The sequence below is a fragment of the Burkholderia seminalis DSM 23518 genome (assembly GCF_902832885.1).
Taxonomy (GTDB): domain Bacteria; phylum Pseudomonadota; class Gammaproteobacteria; order Burkholderiales; family Burkholderiaceae; genus Burkholderia; species Burkholderia seminalis.
Genome location: NZ_CADFDK010000001.1, coordinates 1,068,997 through 1,094,086 on the forward strand (window position 1 = coordinate 1,068,997; position 25,090 = coordinate 1,094,086).

Annotated in this window: 17 protein-coding genes, 1 tRNA gene and 3 pseudogenes; 10 read left to right on the top strand and 11 right to left on the bottom strand. The window is 61.9% G+C overall.

All coding sequences use genetic code 11. The features are described 5' to 3' along the window. Nucleotides 1-78 precede the first annotated feature (78 nt). The 8 genes from HWX00_RS04990 (at nucleotide 79) to HWX00_RS05025 (ending at nucleotide 11,209) form a co-directional block, all read left to right on the top strand. Entirely contained in the window at nucleotides 79-1,623 is a 1,545-nt protein-coding gene (locus HWX00_RS04990; RefSeq protein WP_034186766.1) for a glycosyltransferase family 2 protein, read from the top strand. 3 nt (nucleotides 1,624-1,626) lie between these two features. Then, nucleotides 1,627-2,622 carry a bactofilin family protein gene (locus HWX00_RS04995; RefSeq protein ID WP_034186690.1) on the top strand — a complete coding sequence of 332 codons (996 nt, stop codon included), beginning with the start codon at nucleotides 1,627-1,629 and terminating at the stop codon, nucleotides 2,620-2,622. Nucleotides 2,623-2,633: 11 nt separating this feature from the next. After that, nucleotides 2,634-3,647, top strand: coding sequence for a YaiO family outer membrane beta-barrel protein (locus HWX00_RS05000; RefSeq protein ID WP_175027651.1), 1,014 nt, complete (start codon nucleotides 2,634-2,636; stop codon nucleotides 3,645-3,647). A gap of 13 nt (nucleotides 3,648-3,660) precedes the next feature. After that, a complete protein-coding gene (locus tag HWX00_RS05005; RefSeq protein WP_175027650.1) occupies nucleotides 3,661-4,431 on the top strand; it encodes a hypothetical protein in 771 nt (256 codons plus the stop codon). Between the two features lie 334 nt (nucleotides 4,432-4,765). After that, nucleotides 4,766-6,916: a polysaccharide deacetylase family protein gene (locus HWX00_RS05010; RefSeq protein ID WP_034186687.1), complete on the top strand. Its 2,151-nt coding sequence runs from the start codon at nucleotides 4,766-4,768 to the stop codon at nucleotides 6,914-6,916. A gap of 92 nt (nucleotides 6,917-7,008) precedes the next feature. Beyond that, a complete protein-coding gene (locus tag HWX00_RS05015; RefSeq protein WP_175027649.1) occupies nucleotides 7,009-8,097 on the top strand; it encodes a prenyltransferase/squalene oxidase repeat-containing protein in 1,089 nt (362 codons plus the stop codon). A gap of 48 nt (nucleotides 8,098-8,145) precedes the next feature. Continuing rightward, nucleotides 8,146-9,963, top strand: a complete 1,818-nt coding sequence (glmS, locus tag HWX00_RS05020) for a glutamine--fructose-6-phosphate transaminase (isomerizing) (protein WP_069706032.1) — start codon at nucleotides 8,146-8,148, stop codon at nucleotides 9,961-9,963. Between the two features lie 104 nt (nucleotides 9,964-10,067). Further along, nucleotides 10,068-11,209 (top strand): IS3 family transposase gene (locus tag HWX00_RS05025; RefSeq protein WP_088578745.1). Its coding sequence is split into 2 segments (ribosomal slippage): nucleotides 10,068-10,320 and nucleotides 10,320-11,209, totalling 1,143 coding nucleotides; the frame shifts between segments, so codons are not numbered across the junction. 244 nt (nucleotides 11,210-11,453) lie between these two features. On the opposite strand, the gene HWX00_RS05030 is transcribed toward HWX00_RS05025, so the two are convergent. Beyond that, on the bottom strand, nucleotides 11,454-11,912 hold the full coding sequence (locus HWX00_RS05030; RefSeq protein WP_175027648.1) for a hypothetical protein: 459 nt from the start codon (nucleotides 11,910-11,912) through the stop codon (nucleotides 11,454-11,456). Nucleotides 11,913-12,042: 130 nt separating this feature from the next. Continuing rightward, nucleotides 12,043-12,255: pseudogene (locus tag HWX00_RS05035) on the bottom strand (IS30 family transposase); the annotation flags it as partial. 90 nt (nucleotides 12,256-12,345) lie between these two features. On the opposite strand from HWX00_RS05035, the pseudogene HWX00_RS05040 reads away from it, so the two are divergent. Further along, nucleotides 12,346-12,529, top strand: a pseudogene (locus tag HWX00_RS05040) (IS3 family transposase); the annotation flags it as partial. Between the two features lie 144 nt (nucleotides 12,530-12,673). Here the strand turns inward: HWX00_RS05040 and HWX00_RS05045 are convergent. The 7 genes from HWX00_RS05045 to HWX00_RS05075 all read right to left on the bottom strand — a co-directional run bounded on the left by HWX00_RS05045 (nucleotide 12,674) and on the right by HWX00_RS05075 (nucleotide 23,071). Then, complete coding sequence (locus HWX00_RS05045) at nucleotides 12,674-13,234, bottom strand: imm11 family protein (protein WP_175027647.1); 561 nt, start codon at nucleotides 13,232-13,234, stop codon at nucleotides 12,674-12,676. 44 nt (nucleotides 13,235-13,278) lie between these two features. Next, on the bottom strand, nucleotides 13,279-13,905 hold the full coding sequence (locus tag HWX00_RS05050; protein WP_124609340.1) for a hypothetical protein: 627 nt from the start codon (nucleotides 13,903-13,905) through the stop codon (nucleotides 13,279-13,281). Next, nucleotides 13,905-18,170 (bottom strand): RHS repeat-associated core domain-containing protein, encoded by a 4,266-nt coding sequence (locus HWX00_RS05055; RefSeq protein WP_124609339.1) that lies wholly within the window; start codon nucleotides 18,168-18,170, stop codon nucleotides 13,905-13,907. The genes HWX00_RS05050 and HWX00_RS05055 overlap by 1 nt, the downstream gene beginning before the upstream one ends. Nucleotides 18,171-18,191: 21 nt before the next feature. Further along, entirely contained in the window at nucleotides 18,192-18,650 is a 459-nt protein-coding gene (locus HWX00_RS05060; protein ID WP_034186683.1) for a DUF1795 domain-containing protein, read from the bottom strand. Nucleotides 18,651-18,721: 71 nt separating this feature from the next. Beyond that, on the bottom strand, nucleotides 18,722-19,159 hold the full coding sequence (locus HWX00_RS05065) for a hypothetical protein (protein WP_124609338.1): 438 nt from the start codon (nucleotides 19,157-19,159) through the stop codon (nucleotides 18,722-18,724). Between the two features lie 43 nt (nucleotides 19,160-19,202). After that, on the bottom strand, nucleotides 19,203-20,072 hold the full coding sequence (locus HWX00_RS05070; RefSeq protein WP_034186682.1) for an ankyrin repeat domain-containing protein: 870 nt from the start codon (nucleotides 20,070-20,072) through the stop codon (nucleotides 19,203-19,205). Further along, on the bottom strand, nucleotides 20,072-23,071 hold the full coding sequence (locus HWX00_RS05075) for a type VI secretion system Vgr family protein (RefSeq protein ID WP_175027646.1): 3,000 nt from the start codon (nucleotides 23,069-23,071) through the stop codon (nucleotides 20,072-20,074). The genes HWX00_RS05070 and HWX00_RS05075 overlap by 1 nt, the downstream gene beginning before the upstream one ends. Nucleotides 23,072-23,531: 460 nt before the next feature. Between HWX00_RS05075 and HWX00_RS05085 the strand changes: the two are divergent. Further along, a pseudogene (locus HWX00_RS05085) lies at nucleotides 23,532-23,750 on the top strand (transposase); the annotation flags it as partial. A 104-nt stretch (nucleotides 23,751-23,854) separates the two neighbouring features. Here HWX00_RS05085 and HWX00_RS05090 read toward each other — a convergent pair. Then, nucleotides 23,855-23,931: transfer RNA gene (locus tag HWX00_RS05090), tRNA-Arg, on the bottom strand. Between the two features lie 176 nt (nucleotides 23,932-24,107). Next, entirely contained in the window at nucleotides 24,108-24,938 is an 831-nt protein-coding gene (locus HWX00_RS05095) for an undecaprenyl-diphosphate phosphatase (RefSeq protein WP_021157259.1), read from the bottom strand. Nucleotides 24,939-25,090: the final 152 nt, after the last annotated feature.

The following is a 25,090-nucleotide window of genomic DNA, read 5'->3' on the forward strand; positions in this document are numbered from 1 at the left end:
CGTCCCATTGACATCCGCGCGATCCACGGGCGCCTTCCGCTCTCATCGGTCGTCGTCGCGGACACCGGGGACCAGGACATGAAGAATCCGCGGATGGCGTCACTCTGCGAGCAAGGCGTTCTGCTGCTGATCGTGCTTGCCTTTTCGCTGAGCGTGCGCGACACCGCATCGCAGGCGATCGCCGAGCCGGCGCGGATCATCCTGCCTGCCGCAAACGCCGCGGTCGCGGTCGAACGCGCGGCCCTCGACGGCGCGCGGTTCGCGATCGCCGCGCAGGCTTCGCCCGATGCGAACGCGTCGCTCGAGCCGCCGCCGGCCGGCGCGCCGGGTATCACGCTCGACCCCGACCTGCTGCTGATGCCCTGCGTCGCGTACCTGTGGCTGTTCACGGTGTTGACGTGCATCTACGCCGGACGGCATTACGTGTTCAGCCTCGACCGCCTGTTCAAGCCGCAATGCGCGCCCTACCGGACGATTACCCACGGCGACTGGCCGAGGCTCACGGTGTTCGTCGCCGCCCACAACGAGGAAGCCGTCGTCGTCGATTGCCTGATGGCACTGCTGGCGACGACCTACCCGCGCGACAGGCTGACGATCATTCCGGTCAACGACCGCTCGACCGACAACACCCGTGCGCTGATCGACGAGGTCCGGGCGCTCGCGCCCGACCTCATCCAGCCGTTTCACCGCGAGACCGGCAAACCGGGCAAGGCGGCCGCGCTGAAGGATGCGCTGCGCTACATTCGCGGCGACATCATGGTGGTGTTCGACGCCGACTACCTGCCGCGCCCGGGGCTGCTGAAGGAACTCGTCGCGCCGTTCTTCGATCCGGAAGTCGGCGCGGTGATGGGCCGCGTCGTGCCGCAGAACGCCGACAGCAACCTGCTCGCGCGGCTGCTCGACCTCGAGCGCGCGGGCGGCTACCAGGTCAACCAGCAAGCCCGCAACAACCTCAACCTGGTGCCGCAGTACGGCGGCACGGTCGGCGGCATCCGCAAGGGCGCGCTCGACGCGGTGGGCGGCTGGCGCGACGACACGCTGGCCGAGGACACCGACATGACCTATCGCCTGCTGCTGAGCGACTGGCGCACGGTCTACCTGAATCACGCCGAATGCTATGAGGAAGTGCCGGAGCGCTGGGCCGTGCGTGCCCGGCAGTTGACGCGCTGGGCGAAAGGCCACAACCAGACGCTGCTGCGCTATCTGGTTCCGGTACTGCGCAACCCGCTGATCTCGCGGCGCTGCCGGCTGGACGGCGCGTTGCTGCTCGGCGTGTTCGTGATGCCCGCGCTGCTCGCGGTCGCATGGATCGCCGCGCTCACGCTCTACCTGTTCAACGGGGTCAACTCGACGGCGCTCGGCCTGATCGTGTCGCTGTTCGCGCTGTTCTCGTTCAGCACCTTCGGCAACTTCGGCGTGTTCTTCGAGATCGTCGTCGCCGCCCGGCTCGACGGCCGCGCGACGCGGCTGAGGCTCGTACCGGTCAACGTCGTCGGCTTCTGCGTGACGATCGCGGCCGTCGTCTCCGCGTTGTGGGGACTCACGCTCGACGCCGCATTCCGTCGCGAACTGAAGTGGGACAAGACCGAGCGCTTTCGCCGGCAACTGAAACCGGAGCGATGATCGATGACGACCTTCAATGTGTTGGTGCCGGTGGCCGGCGTGCTCAGCCTGCCGTTCCTGCCGATGCTGCATGAGCTGATCCGGCGCAGCGACGTCGCGGCGCTGCCGATCGGCGACGGTCCGTTCGTCGATCAGGCGTTGCTCGCCACGCAATGGCACGACGCGCTGCGCGCGCACGCGGCCGGTGAACCGGCGGCCGATCCGTCTGCCGCACCGCCCTGGCAAGCGCTCGGACTGGCCGTGCAGCACGCCGGCACGATCCACGTCGCGCACGACGAGCATCGCGACGACGTGCTCCATGCCGATCATGCGATCACGCTCGACGGCGGCGCCCGCGCGGCGTACGCGTTCGCCGGCGAACGCATCGACATTCGCGCCGGCGCGACCATCGGCGCGCTTGCGCACGCGCCACGGATCGACGTCGACGGCGCGGTGCTGCGTGGCGTCGTGGTCGGCGGCACGGTACACCTGCGCGGCGCCGGCGGCTTCGCGTGCCTGTACGGCGAGCCGATCGTCTTCGGCGCAGCACCGAGCGCGCGACCGGTCGGCACGCCAGCCGCGCCGCGCCGCGCGATCTCGCTCGCCCGCCACTTCGCATCGCTCCCGCATCGCTTCCTGCACGGCCGCTACCTGGTGCATTGCGACGTTCGCCTGCCCGCGCACACGGTCGTGCAAGGCAACCTCATCGTCGACGGCACGCTCGTGCTCGGCGAAGGCTGCGTGCTGCGCGGCAGCGTCAAGGCGCATCGCGTCGAACTCGAACGTCATGCGTTGCTGCACGGCGCCGTGTTCGCGCGCGACGACGTGCTGCTCGCGAATGCGAGCTGCATCGACGGGATCGTGTCGGCCGGCGGCCTGCTGCGGCTGACCGGTGCACGCATCGGTGTCGCCGGCCATCCTGTCAGCGCATGTGCGCGCGATGTCTCGGTCGTCGGTCATGCCTGCGTGCATGGCGACCTCGTCGCGTGGCGCAGCGGCTGGTTCCATGCATCCCGTTAAGGAGCGCCTTCATGTCCGATCGCCCTTGCCATCGCGGTCCGCGCGTGCCGGTTGCCACCCTCGCGGTGCTGTGCGGCGTCGCCTTCGGTACGCCACCGGCGCTCGCGGCACTGCCGGACGATGCGGCCGCCGCGCCGCCCGCGCCGTCGCCCGACGTCCCGACCGTCATCACGCCGCGGCCGCGCGACGAATCCACGTTCGTCCGCGTCAGCGCCGACGGCCTGCCGGACGGCGGGCCGCTCGCCGAGTTCACGCCTGACGATGCGAACCGGCCGGCCCTGCCCGACGCAATCGTCACACATGTCCAGGCGCCGCAAGAATCGCATACCGAACTGTCGCTCGGCTATTCGAGCGCACACCTGACGCACGGCTACGGCGACTGGTACGGCGTGCATCTGCGTGGCGTCTATCAGGATGGCGGGCGCACCGTGCTCGGCGAACTCGCGCAACTGCACCGCTTCGGCGAGAACACGCAGCTCGGCGCCCTGACCTACGTGCAGGATCTCGGCCCCGACTGGTTCGGCGGCATCGGCTTCGCGGGCACCACGTCGGGGACGATCCTGCCGAGCGCACGCGTCGACCTGTCGATCAATCGCAAGCTATTGTCGGATCGTTCGCTGGTCGTGTCGCTGGGCGCCGGCTACGCATGGAACCGCAGCGGCCATCGCGACCAGCTCTATCACGCCGGCGTGATCTGGTACGCCCTGCCGAAGTGGATCTTCGAGGCAGGCACGAACTACACCGTCGATTCGCCCGGATCGGTAAAGGCGCCGGCCTATTACGGCGCCGTCACCTACGGCGAAGTCGGCAAGAGCGTGATCGTGCTGCGCGGCGGGTTCGGGCGCGAGGCCTACCAGGTCACGGGCTCCGGCTCGCAGATCGCCGATTTCCGCAGCCACGAGATCGACGCGAAATGGCGTTACTGGTTCACGCGCAAGTGGGGCACGCAGCTCGAATTCAATTACTACCACAACCCTTACTACTCGCGGATCGGCGGCGAGCTCAGCGTGTTTTATCGCTGGTAGCCGGGCGGGCGCCATGCAGACGCACCCCGTCCGCCCTACCGCCGACCGTTCGCTGCGGATTCACGCCCATCCGCAGCGCTGGCTGCTGTCGATCGCCCTGCTGACGCCCTCGCTGTATGCGTTGCTGTGGGTCGGCTTGCCGCTCGCCTGGCGCTACTGGCGCGCGGTGATGGTGTGGGGTGCGCACCAGATCGATCCGGCGCTCCACGTGATCGTGCTCGGCTATCCGCCCGATGCGCCGCGCGTACCGCTGCTGTCGATCGACGTCGCCGCGCGCATGCCGGGCGGCGTGCTGCTGGCCGCCACCGCGGCGCTCTGCGCGATCGGCTTCGCCGCATCCTTCATACGGCACAGGAACTGGCTGCCTGTTGCATATCTGTTACGTATCGCGAGCTTCACCCAGTTGCTGATTTGCGTGTACTTCTGGCTCGCGCCCGGCACGTTTCCGTATGGCCCGTTGCTGCATCTGCGCGACATGTTCGTGCTGCACGGCGCGGCGATCGCGATGATCCCGCTGGTGATGGCGGCGCTGTACTACCCGCTCGATTTCTCGCTGCCACAGAAGGCCGTCGCGTCGATGCTGGTGCTCGGCTACTTCATCGTCGCGCTGCCGTTCGTGATGCTGCTGCACGCGACGATCATTCATCACGGCTCGCTGCTGTTCCTGCCGTTCTGCTATTTCCTGCTTGGCGGACCGCTGCTGATCGGCCTGCTGGTCACGCTCTACACCTACTGCGCAAGCTGGCCCGGCGCGCTGACGAACGGCTCCGATTCCGTCTGCTGATTTCGCCCGCTAATGCGCCGTATCAGCGATGAAACGAATCCATTGCGTTTGCTCCCGTGCCGCACGGTCCATGTCACATGAAGCCAGCAGGACCGGGCCTCCGGGGCGAATGGCACGTTGTTCGCTTCGTTCGATACGTCGCATCGAGTCCTCTCGTCGACGACGACAGCGCGGCATACCGACGTATCTCGTCGGTCCGGCTGCCGTCGACAGGTGCCGCTCGATATCCGACGCACCGGACAGCCGCACACACCTACGGGGCAGGATTGGTCGACCTGGCGGCACGCGCATCACGGCGGCCGCGCGCCCCCATTCCTTGAGCGAGGAGTACACCATGTTGGCAAAGTCAGGCAAGTTCTTGCGGATCCTGTTCGCGTTGTTCGCGCTCGCGTTCGCATTCAGTCCGGGCGGGGTTCAGGCGGCCACCAACCAGCTCATCCTGCTGGTGCCGAATACGCTGACATTGCCCGATCCGCGCGTGTCCGCGTGGCTGGACACCGCGCAAGAGGAAGGGCTGCAGATCACGGTGATGACCGACAGCCAGTTCATGGCGGCCGGCGCGTCGCTGTCGCAGTATCCCGGCCTGATCCTGCCCGATCAGGTGCATACGACGGCCGACGACACGCTCGTCACGGCGATCCAGAACTATGCGCTGAACGGCGGCAAGGTGATGCTCGTCTACGATTTCGGCGTGCTGAATTCGGCCGGCTTCTACGTGAGCCCCAAATCCCGTTTCAGCAACATGGTCGGTGTGGACTACGTACTGTATGACCAATTGGGCGGCAACATGATCGGTCTCGGCAACGTAACCGGCATGAGCAGCTGGCTTCGCACGCTCCAGGTGCCTCCCGGCAAGTCGATGACGTGGACCACGACCGCGTCGACCACGACGACCGCCAGCGTCATGGCCGCGGCGAGCACGAACAACACGAAGACGAACAATTCGTCGAAGCAGACGTCCGGCAGCGCGCTCTATCTGTCCGCCAGCCCGTCGAACCCGGGCGGCCTCGCCAACTACAACCACGGTGCGTGGTTCCAGTACGACACGCCGTCCGCAGGCAGCGGCGTACTGAACCAGACGGCCCCGAAGCTGACCGGCGTTGCGAACGGCAAGCTCGTGAAGTCCGGCACCTATAGCGCCAACTCGCTCGTCAGCACGACGGCCGGCACGGCGACCACCGCGCTCGCGTCGACCGCGGCGACGACCACCGACACGCTCGAAGGCATCTCCGGCTACGTGTACGGCTTCCTCACCTACCCGAGCTTCGTCACGCAGGGCACGTACACCGGCACGACGATCCTGACCTCGCCGACGTTCGGGCTGGTATCCGGCTACAACACGTACGGCAACGGCGGCGTGCTGTTCGTCAACCTGCCGCTCGCCTACCTCGACGGCCAGACCGACGGCATGCTGATCCACGGGTACCTGCACTATTTCGGCACGCAGATGCTGAACCTGCCGTCGCTGTCGCCGCTGCCGAAGGCGATGGCCGGGCTGGTGTTCAACTGGCACTTCTGCGCCGGCGACCAGATCCAGCCAGCACTCCAACTGAAGAACCTCGGCGTGTGGAACAACGGCCCGTTCTCGCTCGTGATCACGGCCGGCCCCGACGAAGCGGCCTTCGGCGACGGCGACGGCATCAACCTCGCCAACAACCCGACCGCGCAGAGTCTCGTGAGGTATTTCGTGAGCAAGGGCCATCGCGTCGGCAGCCACGGCGGCTGGATCCACGACTACTGGGGGGCGAACGCCAGCGAAACGAACGCGAGCACGTTCACCCAGTACCTCGTGATGAACCATCAGGCCGTCCAGGCCGCGTCGGGCCAGCCGGATGTCGAATATGCGGCGCCGGAAGGCAACACGCCGACCTGGTCGGTCAACTGGCTCGAGAGCAACGGCTTCAACGGGTACTACTTCACCGGCCACACCGGCTCGGCGCCGACCCGCGCATACCGCAACGGCGCGCTGCTGAACCCGGGCCTGTGGGCGTACCCCGTGATGCCGTTCGGCAAGTACGCGACGTTCGAGGAATTCCAGCAGTATGCGGTGCCCACGAGCGACGTGAACAACTGGTACGCAGCCCTGATGAACTTCGTCGTCGCGAACCGTACGAGCCGGCTGATCTACGCGCACCCGCTCGGCGCGTCGTCCTACACGTCGACGCTGTCCGCGATCTTCTCGCAAGCCAATACGCTGAAACTGGCGGGTCAGTTCAAGTGGTACACGATGAGCGACATCACGATCTTCGATCGCGCACGCCTGAACGTCACGTGGTCGGCCACCGACACGGGCAGCGGCTGGGCGTTCGCCGCCAGCCACCCGACCAGCCTCGCGAACATGACCTGGCTGCTGCCCAAGAAGGGCTTCGCACTGCCGGTCATCACGCAAGGCCTCGGCAGCGTCGTCATTACCGACTCGACGTACTGGCTCGTGACCGCGATCAGCGGCACCAGCCTCAAGTTCACCAGCGCCAAGGTGCACTGAGCCGCAACATCGACCTACCCGCCGGCGCGCGACGCGGCCAACGCCGCGCCCGGCGGGATTTGCGCAGGACCACCGCGCAGGAGCCCCCGATCATGAACCGGCCCGCGCTGTTCCCGGCCGCACGCGCACGCGTGGCGGCCGTCGCCCGGCTATGCCGCCTGTGGTGCGTTGCCAGCTGCCTTTCGGCATTCGGCTTCGCGCCACACGCGAGTGCCGCCGAACTCCAGCTCAACGGACTGTACCAGCGCCCCGACGGCGCGATCACCGTGCGCCTGAACGGCGCCGGCATCGATCCTTACTTCGCGGCGAAGGCGCTGCTCGGCGCCGCCGACGCCGGGCTCGATGCCCGTCAGGCCGCACTCGCGTGGATCGCGTGGCTGTTGCCGCGCCAGCGTCCGGACGGCGGCTTCGATCGTTACTGCATGAAGAGCGGCCAGTACAGTCCATGCGCGGAAGCCGACGCCGACGACTCGATGATGGCGACGTGGATCGAATTGCTCTCCCGCTTCGCGCCGCCCGACGGCATGTCCGCCGCCTGGGAACTCAGCCTGAACCGCGCGGGCACGCATCTGGACACGCTGCTCAGCAAGCCCGCCGGCGTCTATCAGATCTCGTCGACGCTGCACGTCGCGCTGCTGATGGACAACGTCGAGGTACACAGCGCGTTCCAGGCACTCGCCGCGTACTACATGCGGCATGCCGACTACGCGCATGCGGGCCCGTGGAGCCAGCGCGCCGACCGGCTCTCGTCGGCGATCCTGAAGGTGTTCTGGCGCGGCACGCAGTCCGGCTTTCGGGCGAGCACGCAGCGCATCAGCGACACGACTTTCTATCCGGCGAAAGTCGCGCAGATCTTCCCGCTCCTGTCGGGGATTCAAGTTCCCGCCCAATCGAACGAGACGATCTACGCGCAATGGATGCAGAAATACGGCAAGACCTGGCTGCAGCTGGCCGGCAGCGATTATCCGTGGGGCTTGATCGCGCTGGTCGCATTCAAGATGAACGACTGGAGCACGGTCGCCTGCTGGCATGCGCGATCGGGCCCGTACCGGCACGGCGCGCACTGGAACGTACTGGAGGAATCCCTTTATCTTGCATTCGAAAGCAGGATGGCCGACCCCGTCGCGCCCGCTCAGTGCGGCTTCACGACGGCAGAGGCAACGGCGACCGCGTCGCGCTGACACAGCGTGCATGCGGTCCAGGAGAATTGACAGGGAAGGAGACGTGTCATGTGTGGCATCGTCGGCGCGGTCGCGCAACGGGACATCGTCCCGATTCTGATCGAAGGTTTGCGCCGCCTTGAATATCGCGGCTACGATTCATGCGGGGTGGCGACGGTCGTCAACGGCCAGGCGCGCCGCGAACGCAGCATGTCGCGCGTCGCCGATCTCGACGCGCACGTGCGCAGCGCCGGCCTGACCGGCAGCACGGGCATCGCCCACACGCGCTGGGCGACCCATGGCGCGCCCGCAACCTGCAATGCGCACCCGATCTTCTCGCGCGACGAGATCGCGCTCGTGCACAACGGCATCATCGAGAACCATGAGACGTTGCGCAAGCAACTTTCAGACAAGCACTACGAATTCGACGGTCAGACCGATACCGAGGTCGTCGCCCACCTGATCCACAGCAAGTATCGCGGCGACCTGCTCGCCGCCGTACGCGATGCGACGGCGCAGCTGCACGGCGCCTACGCGATCGCGGTGTTCAGCAAACACGAACCGCAGCGGCTCATCGGCGCGCGGGCCGGCTCGCCGCTCGTCGTCGGCGTGAAGGACGGCGAATGCTTTCTTGCGTCCGATGCGCTCGCGCTCGCCGGTATCACCGACCGCTTCATCTTTCTCGAGGAAGGTGACATCGTCGAGTTGACGCCAGGCGGCGTACGCGTGCTCGATCGCACCGGCACACCGGTCGAACGCGCGATACAAACCGTTTCGTCCGCGCAGGGTGCGGTCGAACTCGGGCCGTACCGGCATTTCATGCAGAAGGAAATTTTCGAGCAACCGCAGGCGGTGGCCGCGACCATCCCGGACGCGGGGTTGTTCGATCCGGCCGTGTTCGGCCCGGATGCCGCGCGAGCGTTCGAGCAGATCGACAACGTGCTGATTCTCGCGTGCGGCACGAGTCACTATTCCGGCCTGACCGCGCGCCGCTGGCTCGAAACGATCGCGCGCATACCCGCACAGGTCGAGATCGCGAGCGAATACCGTTACAGCGACGCGCTCGCGATGCCGAATACGCTGGTGGTCAGCGTGTCGCAGTCCGGCGAGACCGCCGACACGCTCGCCGCGCTCAAGTACGCACAGGCGCTCGGCCATATCGACACGCTGGCGATCTGCAACGTGCCGACCAGCGCGATGATGCGTCAAACCGGCCTGCGCTTCCTGACGCGGGCCGGCCCGGAAATCGGCGTCGCGTCGACCAAGGCGTTCACGACGCAGCTCGTCGCGCTGTTCATTCTTGCCGTGACGCTCGGGCGGTTGCGCGGCTACGTCGACGACGCGCAGCTCGCGCGGTACACGATGCAGTTGCGACGGCTACCCGGTGCGCTCGAAGACGTGCTCGGACTGGAGCCGCAGATCGAGCGCTGGGCGGCGGAATTCTCGCAGCACGAAAACGCGCTGTTTCTCGGGCGCGGATTGCACTATCCGATCGCGCTCGAAGGGGCGCTGAAGCTGAAGGAGATTTCGTATATCCACGCGGAGGCGTATCCCGCGGGTGAGCTGAAACACGGGCCGCTTGCGCTTGTGACGCACACGATGCCCGTCGCGACGATTGCACCGAACGACGCGCTGCTCGAAAAGCTCAAGTCGAACATGCAGGAAGTGCGGGCGCGTGGCGGGCAGCTCTACGTATTCGCCGACGCGGATACGCGGATCGACAACGGCGAAGGCGTGTCGGTGCTGCGGATGCCGGATTACTACGGGCTGTTGTCGCCGATCCTGCACGTCGTGCCGTTACAGTTGCTCGCGTATCACGCGGCGTGCTTGCGCGGCGCGGATATCGACAAGCCGAGGAATCTGGCGAAATCGGTGACGGTGGAGTGACGACTACCTCGGCGCTTCGCGGGTGACCCTGCCCCAAGAAATAGTCCGGTGCAAAAGTAGAGAAATTCGGCATGATGTGTCCAAGCGGACACGAAGGCCATGCCATGAAGACGAGCAAGTTTACGGAAGAGCAGATCGCATTTGCCCTGAAGCAAGCCGAGCTGGGTACGAAGGTCGAAGAGATCTGCCGCAAACTCGGAATAAGCGAGGCGACTTTCTACAACTGGAAGAAGAAATTCGGAGGGTTGGGGCCTTCTGAGCTGCGCCGCTTGCGCCAGCTCGAAGAGGAAAACGCGAAGCTGAAGCGGCTCGTGGCGGACCTGAGCCTGGACAAGGCCATGTTGCAGGACGTACTCGCAAAAAAGCTCTGAAGCCTGCCCGTCGGCGCATGTTGATCGATGAATTGCGTGATCGCTATCGAACCAGCCTGACGAAGACTTGCGCGTTGTTTGGCATGTCTCGTTCGCTGTATCGGTATCAGTCGGTTGCGCGCGATTCGTCGGCGCTGCTCATGCGTATCAAGGAAATCACCGCCACGCGCGTGCACTATGGGTATCGGCGCGTTCACGTGGTCCTGCGACGGGAAGGCTGGCGAGATAACTGCAAGCGCGTCTACAGGCTGTATCGGGCGGAGGGCCTTTCACTGCGGCATAAGCGACCACGACGTAACAAATCGGCTCGGCTGCGACAGCCCAAGCATATCGTGACCGCGATCAACGAAATTTGGAGCATGGATTTCGTTGCGGATGCACTGTTCGATGGGCGACGCCTTCGGACTCTGACCGTCGTCGACAACTACACACGGGAATGCCTGGCCATCGAGGTTGGACAAAGCCTGAAGGGAGAGCATGTGGTCGAAGCGCTGACGCGTATCACCGCCATGCGCGGGCACCCTGCCACGATCAAGGTCGACAACGGCAGCGAGTTCATCTCGAAGGCAATGGATCGCTGGGCGTATGAACATGGCGTCGAACTGGATTTCAGCCGGCCGGGCACGCCTACTGACAACGCCAAGGTCGAAAGCTTCAACGGGCGCTTCCGGCAAGAATGTCTGAACGCGCATTGGTTCTTGTCATTGGCCGACGCGCAGAGCAAAATCGACGACTGGCGCACGTACTATAACGAGGTGCGTCCCCACTCTGCATTGCAGTGGATGACGCCCGCCGAATTCGCCCGTCAGGCAAGGGAATCCGCCTCGCCTGACAACTCAACCAAGCCGGAAATCTCCACTTCCGACCGGGACTAATTCTGGTTCAGGGTCAATCTCACCATAGCCAACACCTTGAACTCAAACCTACTCACACCGAGTATTTGCTGATCTAAGCAAGGATGGCTGACCAATACCGAACAATACAGCAAAGAACCACGTCCCGCCCTCCCATTCAATCGAGAGATCACACCCCGCTAATTCCTTATTGCATGTAGTGGCCGTATATCTTTAAAGATAAAATATTTTGAATCGTCCCAGTTCACTCCACTCTCAAAAAACCTTAACAGCCTGCCCTTGATCTTGTTCGGATCGCCCACCATTCCAGCCAATTCATAGCGCCGGATGGAATCCAGGTCCTCCTGAGAAGAAAGTTTCTGCTTGACGATTTTTTCCCGTCAACAGAGTAAGTGTCACTTAGCTCAATCAAATCAGCGCCAAACTCGCCGGAGCCATCAATTCTCAAACTCAACATAAGCTTTGGAGCCGGCCTGAGATTAGGAGCAACTCGGCTTTCGTCGATTTTCTCAACCAGAATTGGCTTTAACTTATTTTCCGCAACATAAATCGAAAATAACTCAGGAACAGTATTTAGGTCCACTCCAGACCAAGCACCATCTTCACTACTTACGTCAAAAAATTGCATTAGATGATTACATCGCATCTGCGCAATCGTAAATAAATTCTCACTCAACTTCACATTGAATATTGAGTTCTCCGACCAGACTATCTTTTTCAACACCCCATCACTCCCTTCCCGCCCTTCGGTACATTTGATTTTTCCGCCAAATGTTCGTCCGCCGCAGACAAATAAACATCCTTGTTAGGATTGTTTATGCCGACAGGTTTCTGCTTATTCGAGGCACCCTCTACCTGCCGGATATTGGACTTGCCATGAACAACGGCATACCGCCACGCTCGCGAAACCAGCGTGTCCCTGCCGCCTGGGACACGCCAACTGCCACAGCAGCCTTCTCGCTTGTGATTCCGGTCGCAACCTGCTCTCAAGACTGGCGCTCAACCTCGTGCCGAAGCGATGGTGCACCTGGCGAGCGCATCGCTCCTCGCCTCGTCAACTGTTGTATCCACTTCGATGGACGACCCATGAAACACCTCCTGGATTAAGGTGTTGCGACGACCGGTTGAATCCACCCAATACGCCAGTCGCGCGCCGGATGGAGAGTTTCTTCAAGACGCTGAAGGCCGAAAGAATCTACCAGACTCACTACGAAACGCGTGCCAACGCCCGTGTGGATATCGACGATTGGATCGAGGGCTATTACAATCGACAACACCTGCATACCTCAATCGACTTCCTTACCCCCCGTCGACTACGAGGCCAGCTTGATCGCCGCATGAGTTGCTGCACGTGAAAACGAGGCAGGATCAGTCTCGCGCATGGAGGCCGAGAAGTCGCCTCCAACGTATGATTTCACAAGTTACTCTCGCGAAAGCGAGGCTATCCGCACCATGCTCTGATCGGTCACCGAGAGTTGAGCAATCCTATTTATCAGATTGCGAAATAATCTCTCCAAAATTGAATCCCTTTAACTTATTCTGTTCCACAAGCCCCCTGAAATGCTCGGATACAAATACTGTTGCAGGGCTTTCTTTTAAGCGAAATATATCAATCCCCTCGATACGGCTCCTCAGAAGATATATTTTATTAAAAACCGTTGCCTGAGGGTAAATCTTGAATTTTGACGCGTCCAAATCGACAGCATTCTCTATCACCCGGGTTACATGAAATCCGAACATGTCTTTTATCGGGGCCTCGACCTGCAATATCTCCCCGCTGTCACGAAGTACCGGCGCCAATACATCAAGCGCCCTCTCACTAAACACGAGAAACGGAGATAGTATCGTATGAACGTCGCTGGTCTTTTTTCTGCGCGAAGTGCCCCACGTAAGCTTAACGGGGTCATAGTCTTGGCCAAACCCCCGCCCACAGAGAGCGGTTGCTCGTATAGCTACGCTCTTGTCATATGCGATTTCACTGTCATCATCGACTTGAACGAGAGGCTGAAATGCTTCATCCTGCCTCAAACCGTAAACGTCACTCACACATTGCCTCACATCCAAATCATAGCCCCCAGATAAGTAGCGGCCTACGGTGCCTCACCCCAAGGGTCATAGGAATAGCTTTCATCGATCGGCGAAAAATCAATACCTTTCAATGCGCATCGCTCCACTTCCGACTTAAACTCCTGACTACATACCAGCTCCATTGTTTCGGTACATCTAAAAAGATTGCTAGCACAGTCGTCGCGCGGAATGAAGGTTTTGATCCAACTATACATTGGAGTCCCTGGAAACAACTTATTCTCGGCGACCTCTTTTGTTTCCAGATCCCGGTCCTCGGAATAGTCCGACTTTTGTCGATCAAGCAGAGACTCATGATCTGCCGGCAAGAAAATTGAATACGCCTTATTACCCGCCGGCTTTCCACCCGCAACGATACCAATGGGGACCACCCTATATCTAACTCCCAATTTTTCACATGCGGCCAAAAACTCTTTTGACACGTAATTCGTTTGCGTTCCGTAGAAATCGAAATCAATCGAAATCGATGGATCTGATAGTGTGAAAATATATTCATGCTTTACATCGACGCCAAACGGATCAGCGACATACATCGGCCACTCCCATTCAGCACGGTTCAATTCTCCCGACAGGTATGGAGGGCAGCCTGGGTCTCCAGCGCGGTATTTAACAACAAAGAAACGTGCATTCATCAAAGTAACCTTCCCGTTATTGCATCAACCAAATATTTACCGGACTCCAATCCTTCTCTCGCCATATTTTGAATGCGCCCGACACCGAGCACAAGTTGCGTATCACTGAGACGGCCCGCCAGGAATTGTTGGTTAAGTTTCGTTAGCTCAGTTTCAATGGCCGCAGTGTATTGCCCGTGGTTCGACCAATGCCCTGGGAGCTCCAGCGTTTGGGCAAGCTTGGAGCTACCGGGCAGGAATATGCCATTAGACGCACCATCGCCATCGAATCCCATCCCGCGCAACCGGCTGAACATAGCCGCAAAGTCAGGGTGCTTCATGAGTTCTTCAGGAATCAGATGGTGGTTCGCCATACCATCATGCGGGCGAGCCCCCATATTTTCCCCGAGCTTTGTGGAACACCACCCCATCGGATCGACTCGGGTCAATGGGTTTGATGCGTACGCGTACAAATTGTCGCCGCCCACCAACCCAATCGGATCCTGATTGATGAACCGTCCCACGTCCGGATCATAGAACCGGAACGTGTTGTAGTGTAGCCCCGTACTTTCGTCGGCATACTGACCGGCATAGCGCAGCGGCTGATCCGTCCGCGCGGTGGCGAGCTGCCGCTTGCTCGGCTCGACTTTGCCCCACGCCGTGTATTGCCCCGCCCAGGCCAGCTCGCCAGCCTCGTCGGTAACCTCTTGCGGCGCCCCTGCCAGATCCGTGTGGAAGTGATAAATCCGCGACGCGCGCTTCGCCGTATCGATCGCGGCCGCGGCCAGGGCCTCCGCGATCACCGCATCGACGCGGGCAGCCGGTGAGTACGGATCATCAGGGCTGTACACATAGCTGCTCACGCCTGTCTCGCGCACTTCCTGCGCGAGGCGCAAGCCTTCCCATACGAACCGTTTCGTCTCGCTGCGCAGTTTCACGCCACGCACGTCGAAAGTGGTATCGGTCTTCGAAATACGTCGGCCCAGAGAATCGTACTGGAAGCGCGTTTCGACCGCACGACGCGCGTCCTCCGTGCGCACCATGATCAGCCGGTCCTGCCCATCGTATGTGAAGCGCTGCTGCTGGTGGGCTCCGCGAAGCTTCGTCGCCAGATTGCCGAACGGATCGTATTCGAAGCGGATGTCCTGCCACATCCGCAGACGATTGCCTTCGACGTATCCGCGACTCTTACCCTGTGCGCCGTCGAGCATATTGCCAGCGGCATCCCAGGCAAATTCCTCGAGCTCGCGATCCATGGTGTTCACACGACGTGTCAGCTGTCCGGCCGGATCGTAGCTGTACTGCGTGTTGCCACGCAGGCAGTCGCTGGTCTCGATCAGCTCGCCTGACGCGTCGTAGCCGTAGTTACGCCACAACTGCCCGCGTCCTCGACCGAGTGCGTCCGGTTGGAAGCCAGCGGACTGCCAGACTCTTCGGCCAAGCGGATCGTAGGCAAAACGCTGAGTCAGCCTTCCCTGCGTTCTCGCGATCTCGCGATGCAAGTCGTCACGCTCGAAGTCGCTCACCACCTGATCACCGCAACGGATCTGATGAACGTGACCGGAGCCATAACGCAGCATCCGGAGCGTCTGATCGTTGGGCAGCGCAAGCGATATCACGTTGCCCAGTTCATCAAGGTCGTATTCAACGTCGCCATTCGCACCGTGCTCGGCGACAAGACGACCAACCTTGTCGTACTCGAAACGCACCACGTTCGCCGTGATGCCGAGTGCCGTACCGGCGGCCGTCGGTGTACGTTCGACCTTCACCAGTTGGTCATTCTTGTTACGCTCGTAACGGGTAACGTCGGTCGGCGTATGCTGGACCTTCAGGTTACCCATCCGGTCGCGTTCGAATCGAATCGTACGGATCGGCCGATCCGCCGTCGCATGACGGTCCGGCGAGCCCACGATGTCCACAGCAAGCAATTCTCCGCCTTCGCCATACTCGAATCGCCGCTGGACACCATCGGGCCTCATTTCGGTCAAAAGACGGCCGCCCGCGCTGTACGTGAACACGTAGCGTGCGTGGTCCTGCTGGAGTTCGCGCAGGCGCCCCGCTACGTCATAGTGATAGCGGGTCCGTCGTCCGGCAGGATCGATCGCTTCGACAAGTTGACCGCGGGCATTGCGCAGTGACTGCTGTATCCGTCCTCCGAGGCCGACATGCCGCACGACGAGCCCAGCCGCATCGTATTCGAAAGTTTCCGTGCTGCCATCGGGATACGTGATGCGACGTGGCTCGCCGGTCGGACGTACGTCATATGCGACGCGCTGCCCCAGGGCGTTCTCCCGCGCAAGCGGCAGTCCAAACGCGTCGAAACTGCTGCGCGTGGTTTTACCTGAGCAGTCGGTATAGGCAACCAATTCTCCGAGACGATTCCACTCGAGCCTCTTGCGTCCGCCACGCGCGTCGATATGTGCGATCGGCAACGCGGTCAATCCCTTCGGATACTCGTAGCGATTCTCGTGGCCAAGCGGATCCTTGGTCGACAGCAACCGGCCTTGTGGATCGTATTCCGCGCGCCAGGCGCCGCCGTCCGCCCCGACAACTTCCACGGGCCGCATGCTGTTGCCGTCGTAACGAGTGCGAGTCGTACGGCCAAGCGGATCCGTCTCAACGACAATCCTACCTGCGTCGTCGTACTCGAACTCGGCGGTGCGCTCACCCGGTAGCATCAGCATCACCGGCATGCCAGTGTCGTTGTACTTAATCCGGTAGAGTCCGCCGTCGAAGTCGGTGTACTCGACAATCTGGAACTGTGCGTCGAAGCGCCAGTGCGCAGTGCGGCCATCGGCGTACCGAACACGGGTTTGACGACCATCGATGTCGTATTCGAGCGTCGCCTCCTCGCCTTCGCTGGTGCGTGTCGCGACAACCCGCGGCTGCCCGTCGATCATCGACCACACGTAATATGACGTAAAACCCAGTGCGTTCGTGTGACTCGTCATCAGGCCATTGACGTAAGTAAATCGCCGTACGACCGCCCCGTTCGCGTCAGTCACCGACGCCAACTGCCCGTTTTCGTCGTATCCGTAAGCGACAGCCAATCGACGCTCTTCGCCATGCACAAGCGTGACCGAACCCAGCCGTTCATGCTGCGGCTCGTAATCGAGCACGGCACGCAAACCGCCGCACGTCAGAATCTCGGTGACGCGGCCGCGGCTATCACGTTCGAATTGGCACCATTGTCCCGCCTGATCCTCGATGCGGCGCACCCAGGCAATACGGCCGGAATCTGGATCGTATTGACCAAAGTCGTAATACGTCTCGCCGAGGTCGTGCAGGATGTAACGCCCGTCCGGGGTACAGGTTAGATACCGTTGCTCAGCTTCGCTGAAAGCCGCCTGCCCGGCCCGCAGCAAAGGAAATCCGCTCTCACGTCCTTGCGCGTCGGTGTACCAGAGACGTCCGTCCCGGGCATGTAAACGAAGCTCCCACGGCGCCACCCAGCCGCGCCCGAGTGTCCCCGCATAGTCGATGCTGCTGGAATAGAACCGCTTGATCGCGACCGGCATCGGGCTCGGGATCACGAAGTCGCTTTCCGATTCCGCCAACAGGATCTTTCTTCCGGTCGTGACATCTACCGGATTGCCGAACAACCCGCCGATCGCCTTGTTGATCGCGGGTCCGGCAACATAACGCCCAAAAGCCTCACCCAGTACGTACCCGCCGATGAACTTCGCAGCACACGGCAAGACCGCCCGCGACAGTCCGCCCGCCTGCTTCAACAACCCGCCCAACCCGCCAACCAGCCCCGCCAGCACGAACGCCCATTCCGTCGCAGTGCGCAACCACGGCGGTACTTCATCGTCGACCGGCAGATAGGTCTGCGTGCCGCCGTGAAAGAACGTATCGTGCGAACCGTCGGCGATCGTCGCGCCGCAGGTGATCTTGTCGTCCTTTCGCGCCGCGGGCCGCCCGTTGATGAAGATGTTCGTCGAGCCTTGCGCGACAAGCGGGATGGGATTGTGCTTGCTGCAAGCCACGCCGCTCAGCGTCGCATAGGCCGCCGACATGGAGTTGACGTACACGTCGGATGAACCGGTGATGATGTTGCCGGATTGCGAGCTGAACATCTTGCCGATCGACTCCCCTATTGATAGGAGAGCCTGCGCTCCGATACCGGCCATCATCCCCGCCAGCAACGCCACGCCGAATCCGCATGTGAATGTGGCGAAGGCGACTGCGGCGATCAGGGCAATGCCCAGCACGGCTCCGACCAGAAAGCCCGCAAGCGCGCTGGTGTGATCGATCGGATCAGTGACTCGTGCGGCTTCGTACACGATGGTTGTCCTTTGCTGTTGTTATGCCGACTCTTGTTCTGCCGGACGGTATCCGTCGAGCCAGTTGCGCCACAATGCGTCGAGCGTTTCGCCGAAACTCTTCGCGCTCGATGCGGTAAAGATCAGCACGCGCCCCGGGGCAACAATGAATGCACCTTGCCGTTGAAAAACGGTCTTCGGACCGTTCCGATAGGCAGCGTCGATGCGCTCCCCGGGCAGTCCATCAATTTCAGGCCCAAGCCGTTCAGCCTGGCGCGAAAGCACCCGGTGTCCCTGCAACCGCGATTTGAGCAGCGCGATCTGACGATCGATATACGGCGCAAGGGCCTCTCCGTCCTTGAGCCAGTCGCGTGCGACACTGAGGTTCGGCTGTGCGGCCGTATCGACCGGCACGAAGAGGTTGGTCGTCCGATCCTCGAAACCGTTCGGCAGCACGATGCTGCCTTCGTGAATCCGGATACGGTTTTCGGAATCCGTCATGCGAGTTCTCTCGTGATGTGTAGTTGTTGGAATGGGTCGAAATCAGCATCCACAGGCGCCGACATTCATTTTCACCGTGGCGCGACGGTGCTTTCCCGGCGCAAGCGCAAGCTGCCCGTGAGCAACACGATATGCGCGACGAGCCACGCATAAAATGCAACGCCGTAGCCGGATATCGGCGTCGCGTCCGCTTCGTTGAAGTACCACTTCGTCGTGAACAGTGAACAGAGCGCACACGCGAGCGCAGCGGCCGAAAACTGGCTCGCGCGGGTATACCGGTTCCGGGCGAGCTGGACGGCCGCAACCACGTAAAGCGGATTGGCGAGCCATGCTGGATTGAGCATGAACAGTCCCCACCAGCCCTGGGCGAGAACCGACAACCCGCTAAGCGACGCTTCTTTTTCGAAATACATCGCCGGCATCGTAAGCGAGAGGACGTACAGCCCCCCCGATACGCCGAGGACTATCTCTCGCCTGACACGCGGTGTCGAATCAAAAACGTTCGTCATTTCCCGCATCCATTGCACGACGCTTCAACAGTCGCGCGAGCGTTCAATCCGTCTGACCGGCCGGCGTCACGACCTTCTCGCCGCGGGCGCGCATTGCTGCCCGTTGCGCCTTCGGATCGAGCGGCGGCCACGGCGCGCCGGCCGTGACGATCTTGCGACGAATCTCTTCGATACGCGTACGCGCCGGGGAATCCGCGGTCGTATGGTTCTTCAACTCGTTCTGCAGCACCCACCCGTACGACACGCCGAGCTGGCTGGCAATCTTCGGATCCGCGCCGTGCGCGAGCAGATAATCGACGATGTCCCACTGCTGAATCATCGTCGCCTCGAAGAGTGCCGTCTTCCCGAGCGAATCGCGAGCGTTCACGTTCGCCTTGTGCTCGATCAGCAGCTTCAACTGGGGCAGCAGCCGGTTCTCCGACACTGCAAAAATCATCGGCGTGTCGCCGTTGTACAGCCAGTTCGGATCGAGCCCGCCATTGAGCAGCACGCGAAGCAGGTTCGGTGTGTCTGCCCGCAGCGCAATATCCGCAACCGAGCCGCCATTTGCACCGACAGGTGCCTTCGGATCAGCCCCATTCTTCAGGAGCACCGAAATGATCTGGTAGCGCGGGTTCGATGCATCGTTCTTGACCGGCACGATCTCCTGCACCGCATACGACAGCAGTGTCGTATTCTTCGCGCCCGGCGCATTCAGATCAGTCTTCGGCGCGAGCTGCTGAACGCGGCCGAGATCGCCGTCATGAATGGCCTGAGCCAACGTAAGTTGCTGCCCCGAAAAAAAATCCTCCGGTGCGTAACGCTTGAAGCCAGTCATGTTCGTCCCTTGAGCTTGAGTGGGCCACCAGAGCGGCGAGGACACTCCAACGAGTGCGGCAATCGCGCCGGCGGTTATCGCTTTCTTGTATCGCATCAGTGAGATGAATTCAGTTGGGAGGCCAGGTCGAGTTGATCCTTCGCGACCTGCTGGTTGATCCCGTTCGTCACGTCACCCATCAGGTGACGGCCGACCGTGGTCACGCTTTCACCGTCGAGCGTGACGGGGCTGCCAACCGCCTTCGGCATCAGCGCCGCCGTGCCGTCGCTGATCGGCCCGAGTCGGCCTTCCTGCAGGCCGGTCAGGATATCCCCGTCGACGCGATAGGCCGTGATATTGGCCGCCTGGGCGGTCCCGCCGTATTGCGCGACCGTCTCCGGATTGAGGCCGGCAGCGTTGAAGGTCACCGCCGAACCGCCGCTGGCCTCGGCTGCAGCGGACGCCAGGCCGCCGCCGAGCGAATGTCCGGTGAAATCGACGCCGGCCGACGCGCCGGTGGTCTCGATGTTCTTGCCGATCGTGACCGCATTGCGGTAATACGGCGCATCGGCGCCAAGACCTTGCGCCATGTTGTTGCTCATGTCTTCGCCGAAGAGCTGCTGGGTCCCCTTGAACGCCACCGTCGGCTTCATGCTGTCGCCAAAGACCTTCGGATCCGGGATATACATCTGCGACCCGAAGTTGCTACCGCTTTTCTCGAAGTCGCTCGGCTTGAGCCCGAAAGCCTTCAACGCTTCCGGATCGTTGGTCGCCATCTTCCACCCGGTCGGCGGCGGATCGTTCGGGTGATACACGTGATCCGCGAGTTTCGCCAATTGCTGCGCCTTCAGTGAACTCGCCAGCTTGGCTGCCGCCGCGCGCGTCGCCGGGTCGGGGCTCGCCAGCCCCTTCGCGATCGTCGCCTGTTCGGCGGCCCACTCGAGCGCGAGCGCCTGTTCCGCGGACTGCGCGCTGCCGCGATTCAGGTGGATGACCGGCCCGTCGAGATAGATGCCGTTCGCATTGATGACGATCGTGGACGGTCCGAAGGTCAGCTTGATGCTGTCCGGCGTCATCGTCACGACGCCGTCGCCGACACGGTGCTCGATGCCGTCGCTCGCCTGGTGGCTTTGCATGCCGGGGCCGGCCTTGCTCGCGATGGCCTTGGTATTGATCACGTTCGCCGTGGTGTCGCGAGTCAGCGCGATGGTTTCCTTCAATCCGCCCTGCGCGATCTGCTTCGTCTCACTGCCCTTGAGCAGCGACACCGTGCGCGCGCCGGCTTCGACCGTGTGCGTTTCCGAATCCTTGATGACCGTGTTCATATCCTTCTGCGCATGCAGAAAGACTTCTTGCGCACCGTTCACGTCGGAGAACCGCAGTTCGTTCGAGCCGGCCCCCTTGTGCGTCTGACTCTTGATCCCCATCGTCTGCCCGGCAGCCCCGTGATAAGGATTGCCCTGCTCGCCGTTGTAGACGCGGCCCACAATGACCGGATTGTCCGGGTCTCCCTGGTTAAACGCGACCAGGACCTCCTGTTTGATCCGTGGAATGGCAGCCGCCCCCCACCCGTCACCCGCCCACGGCTGGGACACGCGGATCCACATCGAATCCGAGCCGTCCAGCTTGCCGCGGCGATCCCACAGGAAGTGCACCTTGACCGCACTGCCGTTCGTATGAATTTCCTCGCCCTTCGGGCCGACCACAATTGCCGACTGGGTGCCGTGGATGACGGGCTTCGGGGTATTTCTGGGCGAACGGTACGGAAACTTCTTCGGGAGCAGAGAAAATGTATTGCGGTACGGCAGTTTTGCGTTGTGTTCCGTATAGTCGTTCACGGCCTCGTGGCGAACGTGCAGAATGGCGTATTCCTGATTGTTGGCCATGACTGGATGGTTCGTCACCGTCACGCTGCCTGCGGTCGTCATCCGCCACGCATAGCCGCTGCCCGTATACCGATGCGCGCTCGCTTCTTCTGCCTGCATCGCAATGCGCGCGTAACGGTCGCCATCATCACCGTGGTCGAACAACGACTGGTGCTCGAAACGCTCCGTTGTCTCGAGCCCCGCATGGCGGAGATTCTCCGGCTCTGCCTGCGCCAGCATCAGCGGCGACGATGGGTTCTGGTGATTGAAGTCGCGAAAAGCGATCTTGCCGACACCGAAACGTCGGCCTTCATGCAACTGGTCGATGCCGTTGTCTTCACTCGCCGCGCTGGCGGCATATGGCAGGTTGGCCAGCCCGTCGATCGGGCGGAAAACGAAATTCGTATCGCCGATGACAAGGAAGTGCTTTTCCTTCTCGTAGCGGTGCGTCCAGATCAGGCCTTCCTGCTCCATCAGACGCGCACAGAAGTTGTAGTACGACTCTTGATACATCACGATGTATTCGAGCGGCTTCTGTGCGGTCCGGATATCGAACTCGAAGTCGGTGAACCCGTGATCCTGGAAAATCTCGGTGAGGATGTCCTGAGCGGTCTTGTTCTGAAAAATCCGGCAGTCGGTCGAGCGCGTCAAAAACCAGAACCACGGCGCCACCGTCATTTGATATTGCGTCACCTTGCCCGGATTGCCGGCCCGATCGAACGACGTGACGTAGCCGTCGAAGTAGCGGATGCCGTCGGCCCCCCCTGACGAGACGATACGCTCCAGCGTGGACTGCCGCGCACTCTCATCGAATCGGATTTTGATCGGTTGACCGATCAGCTGATCGGGTACCAGGTCATGCTGGTGTGACAGCAAATCCAGGTGGATCTCCGGCAACCGATTGACGTGCTCATCGATGACCGCGGTACTGACCAGCAACACGTCCGAACCGAGCGGCGAGTCGATGGTCACGTATCGATTTAGCTGAGTCAGCCGAGCAACGCCGCCGGCCGCATTGTTGAGCGCGTCCGCAATCGCGGCCGGCGTTTTGTTCATGAGCGAGAAGCCGGTCTGCGCAAGCTGGACGGCGCGTTGCACGGTGTCGATATGACCTGCGACACCGGCGAGGGGGCCGATCTGGCCTGCCACCGTGGACGCAACCGGCCCGGCAAGGCCGCCGAGCGCGCTCAGCGAGCCCAACAGATTCCCGCCGGAACCGGCCGGAATACCGCCATTCGGGGCGAAACTCATTTGAATTCCCTTTATTTTCGTCTCAGGTTCTGTCCCCAACTGGCTCGCCAGCGTGAGGCCCCGCTACTGTAGGACAAAACGTTTGCCAGCGAAAGATACCTGAAATTTCGTTGCAATTTCCTTGCTGATACCCTTGTCCGTCCGCTTATCTAATATGCGGCTGGGTACCGGTGGAGGGTTCACCGCGTCGCAGTACCGCAACGGCCTCTCCCGCGTGACCAACGCGATCTGTACGAAGCAGGGAATTGGCACGTACGGGGTAAAAGGTCGATCCATCACGCGACCCAACTCGTCGAGACTGAATTGAACGAAACGCTGCTCGTTGATCACGAGCCGGATTTCCGATCCCTGTACGAACGCTGAAGCGGGCTTGCCCGGCATCCAGTGCCGTGACCTGGGACGCTTCTTGCAGCCATTCGGCAAGCGAGTTCTTTTTTACTCTAGCGGCAAGGAGAACTCGATGAAAAAGCGATTTACCGACCAACAGGTCATTCGAATTTTCCGCGAGGCAGAGCGCCCGGACGAACACGCGAAGGATCTGTGCAGGCGCCACAACATCTCGGAACGGATGTTCTATCGTCGGCACGACAAATTCGGCGGCATGGATATGGCGGATGTCCGCCGGCTCAAGGAACTGGAATCGGAGAATGAGCGGCTCAAGCGTTGGATCCCGGAGCGTCACGAGCCGCCATCGATTACCCAAATCCGGTTACACCACGGTCACATGGACGACCGATCGATGGCTGATGCAGCGAGAGCGCGAATGTAAGTGCTTGACTTGACTGGCCCGCCCTACACGATTCGAACGTGTGACCTACGGCTTAGAAGGCCGTTGCTCTATCCAACTGAGCTAAGGGCGGTCGGGGAGAAAAGACACGGCCTGCCACGGACCGCATTCCGCGCCGGGCTTTCGAGCAGCTGCGACAACCGCGCCGCCAGACTCAAAGCCCCGAAACAAAACGGGCCCGGTACGAAACCGAGCCCGAAATTATACCCGATCATCGCGCCACATCACGCGAAGCGAGCCATCACCGCGTCAAACCGGCTGCGGATGCAGCATGAACCAGCCGAGACAGAACACGCCGGCGATCACGCAATACACGCCGAACGACGCGAGCCGGCCGCGCCCTTCGAAATAGCGCATCAGGAATCGCACGCTCAGGTACGCGGCGATCGCCGTCAGCACGCCGCCGAGCAGCGCGTCGGCGAGCTGGTCGCGCGCATGGAACAGCTTCGGCAGCTCGAGCACGCCCGCCGCGAAGATGATCGGCGTGCCGAGCAGGAACGAGAATTCCGCCGCCTTCTCGGCCGTCAACCCGGCCGCATTGCCGGCGATCATCGTCAGCCCGCTGCGCGAGAAACCCGGAATCAGCGCGCCGATCTGCGCGAGACCCACGAAGAACGCCTGCTTGAACGTCATCTTCTCGGGCGCCTGGTGCGCGCGGCTGCGCTGGATGCGATCGCCGAGCCACAGCAGCACGCCGTTCACGATCAGCGCGATCGCCACGATCCGCAGGTCATGAAACACGCGTTCGATACGCTTCTCGAGCAGCAGCCCGACGATGCCGGTCGGGATCGTCCCGATGATGAGCGCCCACATCAGGTGGCCGTCGTCGTTCTTGCGGCCGCCGAGCTGCGCGAAGAAGCCGCCGATCAGCGCGATCCAGCGCGCGCGGAAGTACCACAGCAGCGCGAGCGCGGTGCCGAGGTGCAGCGCCACGAGGAACGGCAGCAGTTGCGGCGCGTGCTTGTCGATATGCATGCCGAACAGCGCCGGCACGAGCAACGTATGGCCGAGGCTGCTGACGGGGAAGAGTTCGGTGACGCCCTGCAGGACGCTCAGGAATACCAGAAACCAGAGGCTCACGCGTCGGTCCTTTTAGTCGAGATTAAGCGGGGAGAAAGACGGACGACGCGATGCGCGTCCGAAAAACGCGCCCCGATTATGCCGAGCCAGGATTACCGCGCCAAGGCATTTGGCAGGTTATTGCGGCAATGCACACAAACGCTTGCAATTTG